This window comes from Streptomyces sp. NPDC005070 (assembly GCF_053600395.1).
The window spans coordinates 24,520-43,674 of sequence record NZ_JBSFZS010000019.1; the positions used below are offsets into that span (position 1 = coordinate 24,520).

At 72.5% G+C, this 19,155-nt stretch carries 21 protein-coding genes; 12 read left to right on the top strand and 9 right to left on the bottom strand.

Annotated elements, in window-relative coordinates; genetic code table 11:
- The first annotated feature begins 63 nt into the window (after nucleotides 1–63).
- The 5 genes from ACWEBX_RS09325 (at nucleotide 64) to ACWEBX_RS09345 (ending at nucleotide 4,672) form a co-directional block, all read left to right on the top strand.
- Nucleotides 64–897 (top strand): alpha/beta fold hydrolase, encoded by an 834-nt coding sequence (locus tag ACWEBX_RS09325; protein ID WP_451884295.1) that lies wholly within the window; start codon nucleotides 64–66, stop codon nucleotides 895–897.
- 78 nt (nucleotides 898–975) lie between these two features.
- Nucleotides 976–2,229, top strand: a complete 1,254-nt coding sequence (locus tag ACWEBX_RS09330) for a cytochrome P450 family protein (RefSeq protein WP_451884296.1) — start codon at nucleotides 976–978, stop codon at nucleotides 2,227–2,229.
- A 93-nt stretch (nucleotides 2,230–2,322) separates the two neighbouring features.
- A complete protein-coding gene (locus ACWEBX_RS09335) occupies nucleotides 2,323–3,069 on the top strand; it encodes a nuclear transport factor 2 family protein (protein ID WP_451884297.1) in 747 nt (248 codons plus the stop codon).
- Nucleotides 3,066–3,407 carry a YciI family protein gene (locus ACWEBX_RS09340; protein ID WP_451884357.1) on the top strand — a complete coding sequence of 114 codons (342 nt, stop codon included), beginning with the start codon at nucleotides 3,066–3,068 and terminating at the stop codon, nucleotides 3,405–3,407. The genes ACWEBX_RS09335 and ACWEBX_RS09340 overlap by 4 nt, the downstream gene beginning before the upstream one ends.
- Nucleotides 3,398–4,672 (top strand): RNA polymerase sigma factor, encoded by a 1,275-nt coding sequence (locus ACWEBX_RS09345; protein ID WP_451884358.1) that lies wholly within the window; start codon nucleotides 3,398–3,400, stop codon nucleotides 4,670–4,672. Before ACWEBX_RS09340 ends, ACWEBX_RS09345 begins: the two co-directional genes overlap by 10 nt.
- 80 nt (nucleotides 4,673–4,752) lie before the next feature.
- Here the strand turns inward: ACWEBX_RS09345 and ACWEBX_RS09350 are convergent, their stop codons facing one another.
- Nucleotides 4,753–6,372, bottom strand: a complete 1,620-nt coding sequence (locus ACWEBX_RS09350) for an alpha-amylase family glycosyl hydrolase (RefSeq protein WP_451884298.1) — start codon at nucleotides 6,370–6,372, stop codon at nucleotides 4,753–4,755.
- Nucleotides 6,373–6,500: 128 nt separating this feature from the next.
- Here ACWEBX_RS09350 and ACWEBX_RS09355 point away from each other — a divergent pair, with 128 nt between their 5' ends.
- Nucleotides 6,501–7,367 (top strand): class I SAM-dependent methyltransferase, encoded by an 867-nt coding sequence (locus ACWEBX_RS09355; RefSeq protein WP_451884299.1) that lies wholly within the window; start codon nucleotides 6,501–6,503, stop codon nucleotides 7,365–7,367.
- Nucleotides 7,368–7,389: 22 nt separating this feature from the next.
- On the opposite strand, the gene ACWEBX_RS09360 is transcribed toward ACWEBX_RS09355, so the two are convergent.
- Nucleotides 7,390–8,115, bottom strand: coding sequence for a GntR family transcriptional regulator (locus ACWEBX_RS09360; protein ID WP_451884300.1), 726 nt, complete (start codon nucleotides 8,113–8,115; stop codon nucleotides 7,390–7,392).
- Nucleotides 8,116–8,683: 568 nt separating this feature from the next.
- Here ACWEBX_RS09360 and ACWEBX_RS09365 point away from each other — a divergent pair.
- A complete protein-coding gene (locus ACWEBX_RS09365) occupies nucleotides 8,684–9,586 on the top strand; it encodes an aldo/keto reductase (RefSeq protein ID WP_451884301.1) in 903 nt (300 codons plus the stop codon).
- Between the two features lie 120 nt (nucleotides 9,587–9,706).
- The gene (locus ACWEBX_RS09370) at nucleotides 9,707–10,453 is read left to right on the top strand and encodes a hypothetical protein (RefSeq protein WP_451884302.1); all 747 of its coding nucleotides are present in this window, start codon (nucleotides 9,707–9,709) and stop codon (nucleotides 10,451–10,453) included.
- 80 nt (nucleotides 10,454–10,533) lie between these two features.
- On the opposite strand, the gene ACWEBX_RS09375 is transcribed toward ACWEBX_RS09370, so the two are convergent.
- Nucleotides 10,534–11,463, bottom strand: a complete 930-nt coding sequence (locus ACWEBX_RS09375) for an alpha/beta hydrolase (protein ID WP_451884303.1) — start codon at nucleotides 11,461–11,463, stop codon at nucleotides 10,534–10,536.
- 106 nt (nucleotides 11,464–11,569) lie between these two features.
- Here ACWEBX_RS09375 and ACWEBX_RS09380 point away from each other — a divergent pair, with 106 nt between their 5' ends.
- Nucleotides 11,570–12,025 carry a MarR family winged helix-turn-helix transcriptional regulator gene (locus ACWEBX_RS09380; protein ID WP_451884304.1) on the top strand — a complete coding sequence of 152 codons (456 nt, stop codon included), beginning with the start codon at nucleotides 11,570–11,572 and terminating at the stop codon, nucleotides 12,023–12,025.
- A gap of 135 nt (nucleotides 12,026–12,160) precedes the next feature.
- On the opposite strand, the gene ACWEBX_RS09385 is transcribed toward ACWEBX_RS09380, so the two are convergent.
- The 5 genes from ACWEBX_RS09385 to ACWEBX_RS09405 all read right to left on the bottom strand — a co-directional run bounded on the left by ACWEBX_RS09385 (nucleotide 12,161) and on the right by ACWEBX_RS09405 (nucleotide 15,369).
- On the bottom strand, nucleotides 12,161–12,562 hold the full coding sequence (locus ACWEBX_RS09385) for a nuclear transport factor 2 family protein (RefSeq protein WP_451884305.1): 402 nt from the start codon (nucleotides 12,560–12,562) through the stop codon (nucleotides 12,161–12,163).
- An 8-nt stretch (nucleotides 12,563–12,570) separates the two neighbouring features.
- The gene (locus ACWEBX_RS09390) at nucleotides 12,571–13,536 is read right to left on the bottom strand and encodes an acetylxylan esterase (RefSeq protein WP_451884306.1); all 966 of its coding nucleotides are present in this window, start codon (nucleotides 13,534–13,536) and stop codon (nucleotides 12,571–12,573) included.
- Nucleotides 13,537–13,681: 145 nt separating this feature from the next.
- On the bottom strand, nucleotides 13,682–14,002 hold the full coding sequence (locus tag ACWEBX_RS09395) for a hypothetical protein (protein WP_451884307.1): 321 nt from the start codon (nucleotides 14,000–14,002) through the stop codon (nucleotides 13,682–13,684).
- A 7-nt stretch (nucleotides 14,003–14,009) separates the two neighbouring features.
- Nucleotides 14,010–14,771, bottom strand: a complete 762-nt coding sequence (locus tag ACWEBX_RS09400) for a ferredoxin reductase (protein WP_451884308.1) — start codon at nucleotides 14,769–14,771, stop codon at nucleotides 14,010–14,012.
- Nucleotides 14,764–15,369 carry a sulfite oxidase-like oxidoreductase gene (locus tag ACWEBX_RS09405; RefSeq protein WP_451884309.1) on the bottom strand — a complete coding sequence of 202 codons (606 nt, stop codon included), beginning with the start codon at nucleotides 15,367–15,369 and terminating at the stop codon, nucleotides 14,764–14,766. The genes ACWEBX_RS09400 and ACWEBX_RS09405 overlap by 8 nt, the downstream gene beginning before the upstream one ends.
- 342 nt (nucleotides 15,370–15,711) lie before the next feature.
- On the opposite strand from ACWEBX_RS09405, the gene ACWEBX_RS09410 reads away from it, so the two are divergent.
- A complete protein-coding gene (locus ACWEBX_RS09410) occupies nucleotides 15,712–16,482 on the top strand; it encodes a GNAT family N-acetyltransferase (protein ID WP_451884310.1) in 771 nt (256 codons plus the stop codon).
- 36 nt (nucleotides 16,483–16,518) lie between these two features.
- Here ACWEBX_RS09410 and ACWEBX_RS09415 read toward each other — a convergent pair whose 3' ends face one another.
- Entirely contained in the window at nucleotides 16,519–16,938 is a 420-nt protein-coding gene (locus ACWEBX_RS09415) for a MarR family winged helix-turn-helix transcriptional regulator (RefSeq protein ID WP_451884359.1), read from the bottom strand.
- A gap of 408 nt (nucleotides 16,939–17,346) precedes the next feature.
- Here ACWEBX_RS09415 and ACWEBX_RS09420 point away from each other — a divergent pair, with 408 nt between their 5' ends.
- Together ACWEBX_RS09420 and ACWEBX_RS09425 are read left to right on the top strand one after the other, a co-directional pair.
- Nucleotides 17,347–18,141: a putative protein N(5)-glutamine methyltransferase gene (locus ACWEBX_RS09420; RefSeq protein WP_451884311.1), complete on the top strand. Its 795-nt coding sequence runs from the start codon at nucleotides 17,347–17,349 to the stop codon at nucleotides 18,139–18,141.
- Between the two features lie 111 nt (nucleotides 18,142–18,252).
- Nucleotides 18,253–19,056 (top strand): alpha/beta fold hydrolase, encoded by an 804-nt coding sequence (locus ACWEBX_RS09425; protein WP_451884312.1) that lies wholly within the window; start codon nucleotides 18,253–18,255, stop codon nucleotides 19,054–19,056.
- The last annotated feature ends 99 nt before the right edge of the window (nucleotides 19,057–19,155 follow it).

Consider the following 19,155-nt stretch of genomic DNA (forward strand, 5'->3'; position numbering starts at 1 on the left):
GGATTATGTTCGGAGCGACGCGACACCGACCGGTGTCGCGAGCGACCATGTGAGGAGCCCGTCGTGCAGGCCACCCGTACCGGCTCACTGTCCGTACCCGGCGCCGCCCTCCACTACGAAGTGCGCGGTGAGGGGCCCCTGTTGCTCGTGTCGCAGAGCGGTGAGGGCGACGCCAACCGCAGCGACGCGATGGTCGACCACCTCGTCGAGGAGTACACCGTGGTGACGTACGACCGGCGCGGTCTGTCCCGCAGCGTGCTCGACGACCCGGCCCGCGGCGCCACGCTCGACGAGCACGTGGACGACGTGGACCGGCTGCTGGCCCACCTCACCGACGGGCCCGCGCTGATGCTCGGGTGCAGCATGGGCGCCGTCATCGGGCTCCGCCTCGCCCGGCGACGGCCCGAGCGGCTGAGCGTCCTGGTCGCCCACGAGCCCGCCATCCCCGGCATGCTGCCCGAGGCCGAGAAACTGCGCGCACGGCGGGAGCTGGACGAGATGCGTGAGGTCTTCCGCGAGGACGGCTGGATCGCCGGGGTGCGCAGGATCGGCGAGATCCTCGGCATCGACCCGGCCCGCCAGGACGTCGGACCGGGCGCCAGAATGGCCCCGCTGGACGCGTCCCGTGAGCCGAACTTCACCTTCTTCATCGCGCACGACGCCGTGACCATGAGCCGGGCCGAACTCGGACGGGACGAGATCTCGGCGCTCCGCCGCGGACCGGTCCGTATCGTCCCCGCGGCCGGACGCACCACGCCACGCCGGGTGTTCGACTACCGCTGCGCCGAGGAACTGGCCGTCGGACTCGGCGTCGCGCCGGTCCACTTCCCCGGTGGCCACAACGGCAACCTGACCCACCCGAAGGGCTTCGCCGAGGTGCTGCGCACGCTGCTCTGAGCAGGCACAATCGATCGTCGTACGAGACCTGTTGGCGTCGTACGACCGTCAACTCGGCCCAGCAGCAAGGAGAACACGGTGGACACCTCGTCCGTCACACCGCACCGCCTGGACCCCGCGGGCGGCTGCCCGCACGCCGACAACGCGCGGCTGCTCGCCCGGGGCGCCGTCGCGACGGTGGAGCTGCCCGGCGCGGTGGAGGGCGCGGTGGTGCTCGGGCACGAGGCGTTGAAGGAGTTCCTCGCCCACCCCGACGTCGCCAAGGGGGCCCAGCACTTCACGGCCCTGCGCGAGGGGAGGATCGCCGCCGGCTGGCCGCTCATGACCTTCGCCACCGTGCAGGGGATGACGACCGCCGACGGCGACGACCACCGGCGACTGCGGTCCCTCGTCAGCAAGGCGTTCACCGCGCGACGCGTCGAGCAACTGCGCCCTCGCATCGAAGAGTTGACCTCCGGACTGCTCGACGGCCTGCACGCGGCGGCCGAGGCGGGCGGGGGAGCGGCCGACCTGCGCGAGCACTTCGCGCTCCCGCTGCCGATGAGCGTCATCGGTGAACTCCTCGGTGTCGAGGCCGAGTACCGCGACCGGCTCCACCATCTGACGAACCAGGTCGTCGCCACCGACATCGGTCCCGAGCAGGCCGTCGCCGCCAACCGCGAACTGGTGGCCGTGCTGAGCGCCGTCGCGGCCGCCCGCGCCGAGAACCCCGGCGACGACCTCACCAGCGCGCTGATCGCCGCCCGGGACGAAGACGGTGACCGGCTCAGCCAGCAGGAACTCATCGGCACCCTGGTCCTCATGATCATCGCCGGGCACGAGACCACCCTGAACCTCATCACCAACGCCGTACGGGCGCTGTGCGGGCACCGGGACCAGCTCGCCCCGGTCCTCGAGGGCGAGGTGAGCTGGGGGGACGTCGTCGAGGAGACCCTGCGCTGGAACGCGCCCGTCAGCTACTTCCCCTTCCGCTATCCGGTAAGGGACCTGACCGTCGACGGGACCGTCATCCCCCGCGGCACGCCGGTCCTCGCCGGCTACACGGCCGCGGGCCGCGACCGGGCGGCGCACGGGCCGGACGCCGACCGTTTCGATGTCACCCGCCCCGGACGCCCCGACGCGGTCCGCCACCTCTCCCTCGGGCACGGCGCCCACTACTGCCTTGGCGCGCCGCTCGCCCGGATGGAGGCCACCATCGCCCTGGAACGGCTGTTCACCCGCTTCCCCGACCTGGACCTCGCCGTGTCCGAGTCGGAGCTCACCCAGCAGACCAGCTTCGTCGGCAACAGCGTCCAGGTCCTTCCCGTGCGGCCCGGCACCTCCCGCGTCTGACGACGTTCGAGAAAAAGACTTCGCCGCCTGTCGATTCGCCGGAGCGCCGTTCGTCGGTGGGGTGTAGGAAGCTCATGAGTACCAGGAGGAACCATGAAGTACATGCTGCTGGTCTGCGGCGACGACACCGCCGACGCCTCCGGGATGGCGCCCGTCGAACCGTGGGTCGAGGAACTGGGCGCCGAGCGCGGCGTCCGGCTGCACGGCCACCGGCTCCGGCTGCCGGCCGACGCGGTCACCGTCCGCGTACGCGACGGCGAAGTGCTCCGCACCGACGGACCGTTCGCCGAGACGAAGGAGTACGTCGCCGGCTTCGACATCCTCGACTGCGCCGACATGGAGGAGGCGATCGAGGCCGCCGCGAAGCACCCCGTCGCCACCATCGGCGCCATGGAGGTCCGCGCCTTCTGGGACGACGAGGACGCCGAGGGGGAGATCCGCCGCCTCGACGCCGAACTCACCGAGGCCCTGCGCGAACGGGACATCGAGCGGGCCCTGGCCTGCTACGCCCCCGACGTCGAGGTCTTCCACCCCGTGAGCGGTGTGGAACAGAGCGGCGCCGACGCCCTGCGCAAGGCGGAGGAACAGTGGTTCGCGGCGCTCGCAGGACCCGCCGACCGCGAGGTGCTCGACTTCCGGCTGCGCATCGACGAGAGCGTCGCCTTCAGCCACGCGCGGGTGCGCGTACGCGCCCCGCTCGCCGACGGCACGACACTGGACTCCACCACACGCGTCACCACGGGCTACCGCGCGGCCGGTGACCGCTGGCAGATCGTGCACCAGCACATCTCGGTGCCGTCCGACGCGGGCCGCCCGCCGGCCGGCGAGGCACGCTCATGAAATACGCCCTGTTCCTCTGCACTCCGGTCGACGGCGAGGAGTTCGCCCCCGAGGAGCCGGCCGACGACCCCCGGTTCGCCTCGTACCTCCAGGAGGTGCGCGAGCGCGGCGTCGTGAAGGGCGGCGCCCGACTGCGCCCGGCCGCCGACGCCACCACCGTCCGGGTCCAGGGCGACGAAGTCCTGCTCACCGACGGACCGTTCGTCGCATCGAAGGAGTACGTCGCGGGCATCGACATCATCGAGGTCGCCGACCTCGACGAGGCCATCGCGCTCGCGTCCCGGCATCCGTCGGCGCTGGGCGGCGGTGCCGTGGAGGTGCGACCGCTCTGGGAGTGAACGACGGCGTCGAGGAGGCGGTCGCGACCGCGTTCCGTGAGGAGTGGGGCCAGGTCGTCGCCACCCTGATCCGGGTGACCGGCGACTGGGACCTCGCCGAGGAGTGCGCGCAGGACGCCTTCGCCCAGGCGCTCGACCGGTGGCGGCGCGACGGGGTGCCGCGCCGCCCCGGCGCCTGGCTGACCACGACCGCGCGCAACCGCACCCTGGACGTGCTGCGCCGCGAGGCGGTCGGCGCACGGAAGCTGCGGGAGGTGGCGGTGTCGGCGCGCGACGAGGGTCCGTACAACACGTACAACCCGTACGAATCGGAACCCGACGAGGAGAGCGGAGTCCACGACGACCGGCTGCGGCTGATCTTCACCTGCTGCCACCCGGCGCTGGCCGTCGAGGCCCGGGTGGCGCTCACCCTGCGCACTCTGGCCGGGCTCACCACGCCCGAGATCGCGCGCGCCTTCCTCGTTCCCGAGGCGACGATGGCACAGCGACTGGTGCGCACCAAGCGGAAGATCCGCAACGCCGGCATCCCCTACCGCGTACCGCCCGCGCACCTCCTGCCCGAACGCACCACCGGTGTCCTCGGCGTGCTCTATCTGCTCTTCAACGAGGGGTACGCCGCCACGGCGGGCGCCGATCTGGTGCGCGCGAACCTCTCCGCCGAGGCGATCCGCCTGGCCCGCGTTCTGGCCCGCCTGATGCCCGACGAGCCCGAAGTCCTCGGGCTGCTCGCGCTGTTGCTGCTCCACGACGCCCGCAGCGGCACCCGCGTCGACGCCTCCGGCGACCTGGTCACCCTGGAAGATCAGGACCGTACCGCCTGGGACACCTCCGAGGCGGACGAGGGCGCCGCACTCCTGGAGACCGCCCTGCGTCGTGGACGCCCCGGCCCGTACCAGATCCAGGCCGCCGTCGCCGCGTGCCACACCACCGCCGCCACGGCCGAGGAGACCGACTGGGCCGACATCGCCGCCCTCTACGGCGAGCTCCGGCGCTTCGTGCCCTCCGCCGTGGTCCGGCTCAACCGGGCGGTCGCCGTGGGCATGGCCGAGGGCCCCGACGCGGGCCTCGCCCTGGTCGCCGAACTGGAGGCGGAGGGCGAGCTGGACGCCTACCACCTGCTGCCCGCCACCCGCGCGGACCTGCTGCGCCGCGCCGGACGCACGGCGGAGGCCGCCGAGGCGTACGACAGGGCCCTCGGCCAGGTGGAGAACGCGGCCGAGCGGAGATTTCTGGAGAAGCGGCTCGCGGAGTGTCGATCGGTGTAGGGCTCTTCGTCGGCGGAGTGAAGGTGCCCCCGGCCGTTGTCGGGCCGGGGGCGACGACGCCGCTCTCCTGGCTCGCCGGGCTACGTCTGGGCGGCTGACTCGGCCCGTGAGCCGGTGAGTTCGAAGACGCCGTAGCCGAATCCCCGGGCGTTCACCGTACCGGCGCCGATCCCGACGCCGTCCGATTCCAGGGAGCGGACGCCGGAAGCCCACTCGACAGGGCAACTCGCCTTCTCCCGGCGCGGGTTGACCACGACGACATACCGGCCGCCCCGCACGTACACGAACGGGTATCCGGCGTGCACCACCTCGACGGAGCCGGTCGGCCCCAGCTCCGGCGTGCCGGTGCGCAGCGCGACCAGCCGGCGTACGAGATGCAGGAGCGAGGTGTCGTCGGCCCGTTGGGCGGCGACCGTCGGGCGGTCCGGGGACGGATCGAGGGGGAGGTACAGCCGGTCGGAAGGGGCCGCGGAGAAGCCGGCGTTGGGACTGTCGTCCCACTGCATCGGCGTACGGGAGCCCGCGCGGTTGTAGCGGGGTCCCAGCACACTGCCCTCCTTCTCGGGCAGTCCCGGAACGTAGCGCATGCCGATCTCGTCGCCGTAGTAGATCGCCGGAAGGGTCGGCCAGGTGAGCTGGAAGACGAACGCGGCGGGAAGCTGATCGGCCGTGCGGGGGCCGCAGTTGAGACGGGAGAAGTCGTGGTTCGAGGTCGGCAGCGCGATGAACCCGCTTTCGCCGACCGCGCCGGCGGCCTTGCGCCAGGCCGCCAGGAACGGGCCCGGTGAGCCGCGGCCCTCGGCGTCGAAGAAGCAGTCGAGCGGGTCCCAGCCCTCGTTGACCGTGCCCTCGCCGTTGCTCCACAGCGAGCGCAGGGCCTGCCCGTCGGTGGGGCCGCCGAACTGGAGGAAGAAGTCGGCGTGGAACCCGGCCGGGACGGACACCTCGGGTTCGCCCCATTCCGAGAGGAGCACGGCCTCCGGATGCGCGCCGTCCAGCCAGCGCCTCACCTCCGTCCAGATCGCGGCCGTCTCCCGTTTGTCCGGGTCGTCCTTCACGAGCGAGGCGGCCATGTCCACTCGGAAGCCGGCCAGGCCCAGGTCCAGCCAGTGGTCCATCACCGTGCGCAGCGCGGCCCGGTTGGCGCGCGGACCCGGTGCGTCGACCGGCAGGCGCCACGGCTCGTCCGGACGGGCGCGCCCGTAGCCGAAGTTGAGGGCGGGCTGGAACGCGAAGAAGTTCGGCAGGTACGCGCCCGGGCGGGTCCCGGGCGAGGGGACGAAGCCGTCCGGTGTCTGGCCCTCGGGCGCCCAGATGTACCGGTCGTCGGCCGGATCGTCCAGCGAGGCCCGGAACCAGGGGTGTTGGTCGGAGGTGTGACCCGCCACGAGGTCGAGGAGCACGCGGATGCCGCGGCGGCCCGCCGCGTCGACGAGGCGGGCGAGGTCGTCGGACGAGCCGTAGCGGGGTGCGACCCGCAGATAGTCGGCGACGTCGTACCCGGCGTCGCCGAACGGGGACACGAAACACGGGTTGAGCCATGCGGTGTTGACGCCCAGCCACGCGAGGTGGTCGAGGCGCTCGGTGATTCCGGCGAAGTCGCCGATGCCGTCACCGTTCGAGTCGGCGAACGACTGCGGATAGATCTGGTAGAAGACGGCGTCGGCCAGCCAGGCGGGGGCGGGGCGGAACGAGGTCATGCCCCGGACGATAGATCAGCGCACCGGGCGTCCGCTGCCCCACAGGCCGCCGTTCGGCCGCCGTCCGCCTCATGGCACCGTCGGCATCCTCAGCCCTGACCGGCCGGACAGGTCCTAAGCTCGGCGAGATGTTCACCCCGCAAGGTCCCACTCTCCGCGAACTGGCCGTGCAGGCTCTCTCGTCGATCGAGCACGGCTACGACCTGCTCGCGCCCAAGTTCGACCACACACCGTTCCGGACGCCGGACGCGATCCTCGAAGCCGTGGGGAGCGCCCTCGAACCGATGGGGCCGTTCGCCACCGGACTCGACCTCTGCTGCGGCACCGGCGCGGGCATGGCGGTCCTGCGGGAGCTGTGCCGGGACAGCGTCACCGGGGTCGACATCAGCGCGGGCATGCTGGCGGTCGGACGCTCGCGGCTCGAGGCCGGTGATCGGCCGTCCCCGGCGGGCGAGGACGGGCCTCCGGCGGGTGAGGGTCGGTCTTTGGTGGGTGAGGGGCGATCTCCGGTGGACGAAGGCCGGTCCTCGGCGGGTGACGGCCGGGCCCCGGCGGTCGCCTTCGTGCGCGCGGACGCCCGCGACCTCCCCTTCGGGTCGGTGTTCGACCTCGTCGTGAGTTTCGGCGCCTTCGGGCACTTTCTGCCACGTGAGCTGCCCGGCCTGTTCTCCGGCGTCCACGCCGTCCTGCGCCCGGGCGGACGCTTCGCCTTCCCGATCATGGCTCCGCCGGGCCCCGGCTCGCTCTGGTACTGGGCCCTGCTGGGTTTCGACACGGTCATGCGGGTGCGCAACGCCGTCCGGCGTCCGACCTTCGTCATGTACTACCGCACGTTCCGGCTCGGCGACGTCGAGCGGGAGCTGGCGCGGGCCGGATTCCGGACGGAGCTTCACGCGCTGAACGAGTTCGGCCGCCGACGGGACGGAAGCCCGCGGGCCCGCATGGTCGTGGCCACACGAGAGGACACCCCGGGAGTGCCCGGCGGCGGCGCGTGACGCTGTTCCCCGCCCCCGGTGTTCACTTGGCCGCCGGCAGCGTGAACTCGTAGACCAGAGCGTCCTGCTGGGCGTCCACGGTCAGATCGGTGATCTCCAGGGGACGGTCGTACTGGTCGTGCACGCGCCGGGTGACCCGTACCGACTGCGGGAGTCTGGTGATCGCGTCCCGGTGGTGCAGGGTCAGGCCCGCCTTGCGCATCCAGTCGTAGGCGCGGGAGAGTTGCGCCGACGCGTGGCCGTCCGCGCGGTCGCGGTAGCGGGCGAGCTCCTCCACCTCGGTCACGGCGATGGCGGAGAACGATGTCACGGCCGAGCGCAGTCCGCTTCCGTCGGTCGCGGCCGATTCGTAGCGATGGACCAACGTCGCCCGGCGCGGGGCGAGTCCGAGGGCCTTCGCGTGTTCCGGTGGGGGAGTCTCCCAGGTCACGGTGGTCCGGCGGCACCCCTCGGGTTCTCCGGTGTGCGCGCCGACGGGGAAGTCGAGGGACGGGACGTGTCCGGCGCCGGTGCCGGACAGCGTCGCATGGCTGCCGCGTCGGTCGGTGGAGACCTGGCCGTCGCGCCGCAGCATGTGCAGCGCCTGCCGTACGGTCTCCCGGCTGACGCCGAAACGAGTGGCCAACTCGCGTTCCCCCGGCAGTCGTTCGCCGGGCGGAATGATCCCGTCACGCAGCTCGTCGAGCAGTTGTGCGGCGATCCGCGCGTAGAGCGGTTCGTGGTCGGTCGGATGGGTGGTGCGGGCCATGTCCGCGCCTCCTGCATGGTGACATGAAGTAGCCGTGTGAGCTCGGTGCGCCACCACATGTAGCATTGGTCTAAACCACTAGCAAAGAGCGTCCGGGGACTTCGGCCGAATCCCGCCCGCGCTCCCGGCCGCCCCGCACCGCGCTCGGAGCGCGCCGCCCCCGGCATCCTCGGGTGCCGACATCCTTGGGCCGGGGGCGATGCGCGGGCCCGCCCGACCGGTCACGCGTCTCGGCGGGACCCTGTCTCCGGGGCCGCGAGATCGCGAGACCCGCCCAACTCATCGTGTCCGAAAGTCCCCGGCCGGGCGCCGATCGCACGGGCCCCCGGACCGAGAGTCGGCCGGCCGGTCCAGAGGGCATCGGTCCGCAGGTTCGACGGCGTCTATCTGTCCGTCTGTCTGCAGGTTCAACGGCCGGGCAGGGACGCTTCGTTCCCGAATCGAGTGTGACAATCCGCCCGGCCCGCACCCCTGTCGGCGCACCCCGTGTCCGCCGCATACTCCTGGCTCCGGCCGGACGGTGGGACGACCGTCCACCCAGGCCCGGGACGAGAGGAGACGGTGCACAGTGAGCGCGGCGGCCGCGGGGACTTGGAAACTGGGCGACCTGGAGGTCAAGCGGATCGGCTACGGAGCGATGCGACTGACCGGCAACGGCATGGCCGGGAACTCGGACGGCCCGCCGATCGACCGCGACCTCGCGGTCGGCCTGCTGCACCGGGCGATCGACCAGGGTGTCAACCACATCGACACGGCCTCCTTCTACTTCTCCCCGCTGCGTTCGGCCAACGAGCTGATCAACCGCGCGCTCTCGTCCCGCCGGGACGACGTGGTCGTCGTCACCAAGGTCGGGCCGGGCCGCGACCCGTCCGGCGAGTGGTACCCCATGGCCCGCCCCGACCAACTGCGCGGCCAGGTGGAGGAGAACCTGCGGCAGCTCGGCCGGGACCATCTCGACGTGGTGAACCTGCGCCGGAACGGTCGTGACATGCACTCCGTCGCCGAGCACTTCGGGGCGCTCACCGAACTGCGCGAGGCGGGCCTGATCCGTCACCTGGGCCTCTCCAACGTGGGCCCCGAACATGTCACCGAGGCCCGGTCCATGGCTCCGGTCGTCTGCGTGCAGAACTCCTACGGGCTCGACGCGCGCGGGGCCGACGAGAGCGGACTGGTGGATCTCTGCGGCGAGCTCGGTATCGCCTTCGTCCCGTTCTTCGCGGTCTCAGGCCTGCGCCGGGAGGCGGCGGCCGGGCAGGAGCGGGACGACCGGGTCCGCACGGTCGCCCGTGCCCACGGCGTGACGCCGGCTCAGGTGCGGCTCGCCTGGACCCTGCACCGCGGGCCGCACGTGCTGGCCATCCCCGGGACGGCCGATCCGGCCCATCTGGACGAGAACATCGCGGCGGCCGGCCTGCGCCTGACCCCGGAGGAGCAGGAGCTGCTCGGAGCGCCGGTCGCCGACCGCTCGTGATCCCCGATGCGTGGGGCGCGGCCACCGGCGCCGCCCGGATACCTCGGTGGCCGGAGCGCGTTGTCAGTGGGCGGCCCTACGCTCGCGGAGACAGGCTCGGCTTGGGCGGATGGGGGCGACGTGAGTTTTGATCTCGCTGTGTGGTTCGAGGCGGAGCGGGTCTCGGCGTCCGATGCCGCCCGTACGTACGAGCGGCTGAGCGACGGCGACCTCGCGGGGGCGGGCGTCGCCACGAGCGAGGCCGTGACCGCGTTCCATCGGGAGCTGACCGTGCGATTTCCCGAGCTCGCGGTCATCGAGGCCGCGGCCACCGAGGACGTGGCCACTCGGCTCGCGATCACCGAGGACGACGGCCGGCAGCCGACGGGGTCGCCCTGGACGGCATCCCTCGACGTCTCCGCCGCGCACGTGATCATGCCCATGGCCTGGGACCGGGCCGACGCGACGGCGCCCGAGGTGGTGGCCCTCGCCGCCGCGCACGGACTCGTCTGCTTCGACCCGCAGGCGGAGGTGCTGCACTTTCCGCCCACGCTGCGCGGGACGGACGGACCGAGCCTCCAGCCGTGCGTGGGGCTGAAGGTGGAGGACGCCGACCTGGACGTGATCGAACGTGCCGTGCACCGGCTGTCTGAGGAGAACTGGTTCCTGATTCTGGAGAAGCGCAGCGGCCATTTCCTCCAGGTCGGTCACGGACCGAACGCGGGCCTGGCCACGGGCGGTTTCGCCGTCGAACACCGGGACGGCGCCATGGAGCGCCACTACCGCTGTGTGCTGAACGAGAGAGACCAGGTGGCCACGCTCTTCGCCGACTACGCGTCGGGCGCGAGCGCGTGGAGCGTGGACACCCAGTGGGACAGCCTCTTCTGATCCGACGGTCCTGGCGATCCGATCGTTCGGGCGGTCCCGGCTTGATTCCGGCGGCCGGGCCCCGGCCGCCGGAATCGGCGTCAACGGACCGGTTCGAGACGGTCGGCGTCCGGACGGGCGGCGCCCAAGTGGCCGGTGAGGAAGCGGGCGGCGCGGTCGAGTGCGGCGTCCGCCTCGTCGAGGCGGCCGTAGTGATGCTGGAAGACATGGGGGAGGCCGGGCAGGACTTCGAGTGTCACCTCGACGTCGTCGGCGCCCGCGCGGCCGGACAGTCGGACCGCGTCGTCGAGCAGCACCTCGTTCGCCCCGACCTGAATGAGCAGCGGAGGAAGCCCGCCGAGGTCCCCGAACACCGGGCTGGCCAGAGGGTGCGCCCGATCGCCCGCGCCAACGTAGAGATCGGCGCAGGCGCGCACGGCGGCCTCGGTGAAGACGGGGTCGGCGTCCTCCTTGGAGTGGATGCTCGCTCCACCGAGTGTGAGGTCGGCCCAGGGAGAGAACACCACGACGGCGGCTGGTTGCGGCAGTCCGGCCTCTCGGGCCGCGAGCAGGGTGGCGAGGACCAGCCCGCCGCCGGCCGAGTCGCCGGCCATGACGAGGTCCTGTGGGCGGGTGCCCGTCGCCAGCAGCTCGCGATAGGCCGCGAGCCCGTCGTCGACGGCCGCGGGGAAGGGGTGTTCGGGCGCCAGCCGGTAGTCCACCGACGTCGCCCGCAGTCCCGCGCGGCGGACCAGCTCGCCGACCAGCCCGGCATGCGTGTCCGGTGAGCCGACGACGTAGCCGCCGCCGTGCAGGTATAGCAGCCGGCCGCGGCCGGTGGCCTTCTCCGGCTCGAACTCCAGGGCCGGGCGGCCGCCCAGGACGGTCCTGCGGGTGGCCACACCGTCCGGGGCGGGGCGTGTGATGGCCGCGCTGAAACCGCTGCGCTGCTCTTCGAGGGTGGGCCGAGTCGCGCCGCGGGGGGCGGACCGGAGCAGAGCGTCCAGGGCGTCGCGCTGCTGTCGGGACATGTCGGGCCTCCATGGGTCGGGATGTGAAGATGGATTCCTTGGAATCCATCTGCCCGTGCAACTGGATTCCAAGGAAGATGATTCCCCGGAATCTATTGGAGGTTTTGTGAGTCACGTCACCCCGATCTTCACCGACCTCGTCCGCGTCGAGGTCCGGCTCTACAACGCGGTCAGTGCTCGGCTGCGCGCCGAACAAGGGCTGGGGCTGGGGCAGTTCGAGCTTTTGGAAGTCATCGGCAGGGTGCCGGGGTGCCGTGTGCTCGACATCGTCGGCGAGCTGGCGATCACCGTGGGGGCCGTCAGCAAGGCGGTGGACCGGCTGGCGGCGGAGGGCTGGTGCGTGCGGGAAGCGCACCCCCAGGACCGCCGCTCGTCCGTCCTCCGCCTCACACCCGAGGGCGAGGATCTGCTGGCCGCTTCCCGCCCCGTCGTCGAAGGCCAACTCGCCTCGCTGACCGCGCAGGTTCCCCCCGAAGACCTGGCCCGCATCGCCGCGACCCTGGCCACCCTCCGCGCGCATCTCGAGGCGGACCGCCTCGGTCAGCAGGGCGGAGGGGCATGACCTGTCCGTGGGCCGAACAGGTCCCGGTTCGGCGACCGGGACGGCACAGGTGGACGCGGCATGAGCCGGGCCGGAGCCGGTGCCGGAGGCAGTGAGGGCGGGAACGCCGACAGCCGCCGGCAGTGCACGAGAGCGCTAGTCCGCCCTCCAGGGCAGCGTTGGTACGGAGCCGGGAGCGCTGTGCCAGTAGTCCCGGGTCTCCACCGCGAGTCCCGCGGCGTCGAAACGGACGAAGACGCAGCCCGCGAGGGTTGTGGGACTGCCGTCCTCCTCCGCGAGGACGCGGAACTCCGCGACCGCGCGGCCGTCCTGGCTCACCATGGGTTCGGAGAAGCGGACGTCGGTCGTGGTCTCGGACGCGAAGGACCAGCGGAGGTACGCGGCGAGCTCGTCCCGGCCTCGGTGGGGCTCCCGGAACGGCATCGACCGGTGGACGCACGCCTTCGCGTACAGCTCCAGGATCGCCTCGACGTCGTGGGCCGCCCGGGCCCGCTCCCACACCCGCACGAAGCGTCGAGCCGCCGTGGTCGTGTCCATCACGGGCCTCAGACGCGCGCGGGAAGCCAGCGCAACTGCGCAGCCTGCTGGTAAGGGCCGCCGCCCTCATGGTCGTTGAAGTCGTACACCTCGATCTCCTTCTCGTCGTTCGCCCAGGCGTTGAAGGCCGCGAAGACCGTCGACGGCGGGCAGGTCTGGTCCTCGAGGGCCGCCGAGAACAGGGCGGGTGCCCGGCCGCGCGCCGCGAAGTGCACCCCGTCGAAGTAGGAGAGGGTGCGCCGCACCTGTTCCGTGCGGCCGCGGTGGGTCTTGAGGTAGTTGCCGATCTCCCGGTAGGGAGCGCGGTCCGTGAGGACCGTGGCGCGCGGGAAGTCGCACAGGAACGGCACGTCGGGGGCGATCGCCGCGAGGTCGGGCACAAGACCGCCGACCGCGAGGGCGATGCCACCGCCCTGGCTCCCGCCGAGCGCCGCGACGCGCGCGGCGTCCACCAGCGGATGCGAGCGGGCCGCCTCCACCGCGCGCACCGCGTCCGTGAACAGCCGCCGGTAGTAGTAGGTCTCCGGGTCCTCGATCCCCCGCGTCATGAACCCCGGGAAGGCGGGCCCGCTGCCCACCGGGTCCGGGGTCCCACCGCCGGCCCACCCGCTCGCCTGGCCGCGGGTGTCCATCACGAAGTGCGCGAAGCCCGCCGACGCCCACAGCAGATGCGTGTGCGGGAGTCCGCGTCCGCCGCCGTACCCGATGAACTCGACGACCGTGGGCAGCGGGGAGTTCGCCCAGGCCGGCACGGTCAGCCAGCCTTTGATCGGATGCCCGCCGAACCCGGCGAACGTGACGTCGTGGACCGTGACGGTCTTCAGCGGGATCCCGACGGGCTCGAAGCGGGGGGCGAGATCGTGCTCGCGGGCTTCCTGGAGGGTCTTGGCCCAGAAGGAGTCGAAGTCCTCGGGCTCGGCGGACGCGCTGCGGTAGCCGCGGAGTTCGTCGAGCGGGAGGTCGAACAGGGCCATCAGGGACCACCTTTCGGCACACGGGCGCGGATGATCACACCGTACGTCCGCCCCCGGAGGCCCGCTACAGCCGCGCGGGGAACGGGGGAGACTCCGGGCCGTCCTCGCCGGGAACCAGGGAGACTACGGGGCGTCGGCGCGTCCCTCACGCCGTACGTCGGGTCCACTCCGGTTCCGTCCGCGCCCAGTCGTGCTCCCCCTGGGCCGGCCGTCGCCGCCCCAGGGCCCGTCGTACACGGAAATGCGCGAGGACGACGGCCGAGGCGGCGCCCGTCGTGGCGAACACGCCCACGGCCAGGGCTTGTTGGCGGACCGTCGAAGAGGTCGGAGCCGGACGCACGATCCTTCCCCGCCCATCGGCCCACACGTCGACGCGCGCACCGCGCCGCAGCCCCGTGGGCACGCCCACCCGTCCGGTGCGTGCCGCCTCGTCGGACCCGGTCCAGCGGCACTCGCCGGCGCTCACCCACGTCTCAGCCGAACCGTTCGATCCGAATCCGGTCCACCGGCTGCCCTGCCTCGACCAGCAGGCGTGAGGCGTGCTCCGCGAAGCCGTTGGAACCGCAGACATAGGCCTCCCACCCACCGGGCGGCTGTTCGGCCAGGAGTGGCGCCACATGTGCGGCGGTCATCCGTCCGACGGGCACACCGGCCGGGGCCGCGCGAGTGAACACGGCGGTGGTCTCATCGCCGTACTCCCGCGCGTAGATGAGCTCTTCGGGGCCGCGCGCGGACACCAGAAGGCGCAGCGGCACGTCGAGGGACCGCGCTCGGTGGTGCCGCAGCATCGACATCAGCGGTACGACACCGGAACCCGCACCGACGAGCAGCGCGGGACGGTCCCCGGGCCAGGCGAAGAAGCCGCTGTTCGGGCCGCGGACCTCGACGGAGTCGCCGGGCCGGGCCACTGTGTGGAACCAGCCGGAGACCTCACCGCCGTCGACGTGATCCAGGGTCAGTTCGATGTGGCCGGTGTCGTCGGGGGAGGACGCGATGGAGTAGTGGCGCTGCGCCACATATCCATCCCCGGCGGTGAGCCGCAGCATCAGATGCTGGCCGGGCAGATGCCCCGCCCACGCGGGAACGGCGAACCGGAAGGTCGCCGCGTGCGGGGTCTCGGGCCGGATCTCGGTGAGTGTGGCGGTCTGCCAGGTGGTGGCAGTCTGTGTGTCCACCGCGATGCGTCCGGGCACGGCGAACCGTGTCGGCGGTACGAAGGTCGTGGTCTCAGTCACCGGAGTAACGCTGCTCTTCCCAGGGGTTGCCGCGGGCGTGGTAGCCGTTCTGTTCCCAGAATCCCGGCTCGTCGCGGTCGAGGATCCGGATGCCCGCGATCCACTTGGCGCTCTTCCAGAAGTACAGATGGGGCACGATCAGCCGAGCCGGGCCGCCGTGCTCGGCCGGCAGCGGGCGCCCGTCGTACTCCCACACGATCCACGCGCGCCCGCCGGTGAGGTCGGCCAGCGGCAGGTTCGCGGTGTACCCGGTGTGCGCGTACGCGACCGCGTGCGTGGCGGCCGGATCGGGCCGTACGGCCTCCAGGAACGTGTCCAGCGACACGCCCCCGAACCGCACCCCGAACTTCGACCAGCTCGTCACGCAGTGGATGTCGCCCTCGTACGACGAGGCGGGCAGCTCGTGGGCCTGCTCCCAGTCCCAGGTCCGCGGTTCGGCCACCAGGCCGTCGATCCGCAGGGTCCAGTCGGCGGGCGCCAGGTCCGGGGTCACCTCGGCGGACAGGACGGGCCAGTCGTCGCCGGCGTCGTACTGTCCCGGCGGCAGTCCGGCGTTGTGGACGCGCGGGCGGCCGGTGAAGCCTCGCGTGACGTTCATACGGGTGGTGCCTCCAGGACCGCGGGGGCCGACGGCCCGCGGATCGAGCGTGGTCGCCGGCGACCACGGCCGGCGGATCGAGGGTGACGGGCGGTACGGGTGCGGGTCGGTGTCCCGGCGCGCATCGCTGCTTGACCCTTCAACGGTACGCGCACGTGGATCGTGCTCCGAGCCGGTGCCGGCCGCCGATCGTTGCGTGCGTATGAACTCTCCCGCGGCCCGGGAATAGCCGCGCCCGGATCTTCCTTGCCCCTGAAGCGGACTCCGGTGGCCCGTACACGCACAGACGGTGAGCGGTGTCACGGTGACCGGTGACCAACGCGAAGGAGAGTGAGGGAGCAGATGTCCGAGGCGTACGTCTCCACACGGTTCGAGGGCCCGGAGACGCAGGGGACCCCCTCCGGCCGTCACCCTCTCGACAACCCGGCGCTCGGCTCCCTCACCGGGCCCCACGCGCACTTCGCCGAGCGGCGCGGGCGGGTGCTGCGCTACCCCCTGGACGTGTCGCCCTGGCTGGCGCTTCCCGATGATCCCGGCGCGGCCGACTGGGCGGATCTGGTGGCGCTGGTGGGACCCGGGGGCGAGGTTCCGCTGGCCGGGTTCGACGGGAGGATCCCGGACGGCTGGGAGGTGGTCTTCAGCCTCGACGGAGTCCAGCTCGTGGACGACGGACTGGACGCGGCGCCCGACGCCGAGGCCGTACGGCTCGGCCCCGCGGACGTGCCGGACATGCTGGACCTGGTGGAACGGACCCAGCCGGGCCCCTTCGAACAGCGCACGGTCGAGCTCGGCACGTATCTCGGGATCCGCCGGAACGGCGCCCTGGTCGCCATGGCCGGCGAGCGGCTCCACCCGCCGGGCTGGACCGAGATCAGCGCGGTCTGCACGGATCCCGGCCATCGCGGGGAGGGCCTGGCCACGCGGCTGATCCTGGCCGTCGCCCACGGCATCCGGGAGCGCGGTGAGACCCCGTTCCTGCACACCGCCGCGAGCAACACCGGCGCCATCCGCCTCTACGAGTCGCTGGGATTCCGGCTGCGCCGCAACGTACGGTTCATGGCCGCGCGGGTGCCCGGGCACCTCGACGACTACCGGACCGCGGGCATGGGATGACACCGCAGAACGGGTGACACCGCCCAACGTGCCGGGTCAGTCCGTCGTCGCCGGGCTCGCGCCTGTGTCGTGGGCGGTGGCCGTGGCGTTGTAGCGCAGCAGATACGCGGCGAAGCGGGAGAGGTCCTCGTCGGGCCAGCCCGCCAGCCGCTCGCGGAACGCCGACCGGCGGCTGTGGGTCACCTGGGAGAGGATCTCCGTGCCCGCGGCGGTCAGGTACAGCAACTGGACGCGGTGGTCCTCGGGGTCCATGCGCCGCTCGACCAGCCCGGCCCGCTCCAGCGCGGCCACCTGACGGCTGACCGTGGACTTGTCCAGCGCGTAGTGCGCGGCGAGGTCCGTGGCCCGGCAGCCGCCGACCTCCTCCAGATGTCCGAGGAGGGTGTACGAGACCAGCGACAGCTCGGGATGCATGCGTCCCGCCGAGGCGCGGGCCCGCCGCGCGAAGACGGTCATCTCCCGCTGGATGATCTCCACAGCGGCGTCGGCCGGCACGTCGTCGGCCGGTGTCCCCGCGGTGACGGCGTGCTCACCGGACCCTTCGGATGTCATGACGGGACCTCCCTGACCTGCCCTGGTTGCATAGTACAACTTGGGGCAGGAGGTGCGAGAGTCCCGCATGTCGACCCGAGTGAATGCGGTGGCGAGCGGTCGGTGCGCGACGGCCGCCTGCCCGCGCTCGTGCGCTGATCGTTCCTGTAGGGTGGCCGTCCCGGCCGAGGACGACTCGGCCGTCGAGCCGTTGAGGAGGTGAGACCCATTACCGCTGTGTCAGGTCGGGTGCTCTCCTCTCCAGGCAGTCCGGTCGTCGTCTGACGGCGACCGTGGGAGCGCCCTTCGGTTCGTCGAAAGGCCCTCGGCTTCATGCCCCCTCTCTCTCCTGATGCTCCAGACGCGGTGGACCCCATGGTCGCCGCGCTCCGCTCCGCCGGCTGTGTCTTCGCCGAGGACGAGGCGGAACTGATCCGCTCCGCCGCCCGCACCCCGGACGAGGCCGTCGCGATGGTGGACCGGCGCGTCGCGGGACTGCCGCTCGAACACGTCCTCGGCTGGGCCGAGTTCCACGGTCTGCGCATCGGCCTCGACCCCGGTGTCTTCGTACCGCGGCGCCGTACGGAGTTCCTGGTCGAGCAGGCCGTCGCGCTCGCGCGCGGCGCGTCCCTCGTGGTGGACCTGTGCTGCGGCTCGGGCGCTGTCGGCGCCGCGCTGGCCGCCTCGCTCGGCTGTCCCGAACTGCACGCCGCCGACATCGACCCGGCGGCGGTGCGCTGCGCCCGCCGCAACGTCGCGCCGTTCGCGGGCCGGGTCCACGAGGGCGACCTCTTCGCGGCTCTGCCCGCCACGCTGCGCGGCCGGGTCGACGTCCTGGCCGCCAACGTGCCGTACGTCCCGACCGACGAGGTCGGCCTGCTGCCGTCGGAGGCCCGCGACCACGAACCCCTGGTCGCCCTCGACGGCGGCGCGGACGGACTCGACCTCGCGCGCCGGGTCGCCGCCGAGGCACCGCGCTGGCTGGCCCGCGGCGGCTGTCTCCTCGTCGAGACGAGCGAGCGGCAGGCGCCCATGGCCGTCGAGGCATTCGCCCGCGCCGGACTGATCGCGCGCCTGGCCGTCTCGGAGGAGTGGAACGCCAACGTGGTGATCGGCGTGAAGCCCTGACCCGGCGGGCCGGGCGCGGACGACATGCCGCGTTCGGCCCCTGATCAGCCGTTCCTTCCGCTCCGCGCGCCACACTCTGGCTGACCACAGGTGCCAGCGGAAGGCCCGGACATGACCAGCACCCCCGAGACGTTCGACGCGTGGGACATCAAGGAGTCGGGGCCGGCCGACGCGGACGCCCGGGTCCTGCTGCTGCCCGGGGGGATGTGCGGCACCGTGTTCTACGACGACCTGATGGCCGCACCGTCGCTCGCCTCCGCGCCGGTGCGGCTGGTGGCCGCGACCCTCCCGGGCCACGCGGGCACCACGCCGCCGCGCGATCTCTCCATGGAGAACTACGCGGCGCTGGCGGGCGCCCTGGCCGCGGAGCGGGGCTGCGGTGTCGTGGTCGGCCACAGTATCGGCGCCAACGTCGCCCTGGAGATGGCGGCCGGCGGGCACTTCGCCGGACCCGTCGTCCTGCTCTCCCCGACGTTCTCGGCATCCGACGAGGACAAGGCGCTCGCGATCGCCAACGGCCTCGGGCGGGTGCCGGGCATCGGGGCGCTGACCTGGATCGGCGTGGTCAAGGCGACACCGCGGGTCGTGGGGCGGATGGTGCCCCCGGACCGTCGCGAGGTGCTGGGCGCCGACCTGGCCAAGAACGATCCGGAGTTCTGCCGGCTCATGATCCGGCGCTACTTCGACTACCTGGACCGGTACGGGACCCTGGTCGCCCGGCTCCGTGACTCGGGTGTGCCCGCCTGGGTCGTACGCGGCGACCGTGACGAGATCGGCCTGAAGGACGAGGAGAGGGCCGGGCTGGAGGCCAGCCCCAACGTGACGATGGTCCCGGTCCCCGACGCGGGCCATGCGGTGATGGTCGACCAGCCCGAGGCGGTCGCCGCCCTCGTGGCCCGAGTTGCCCTCGGCTGAACCGCGACGTGGCCCTCGGCCGAACCGCGCCGTGCCCCTCGGCCGAATCGCCCCGGGCCGCGCGCCGCCCCGCCCGTGCCGGCCGAGTGATCCTCCTCA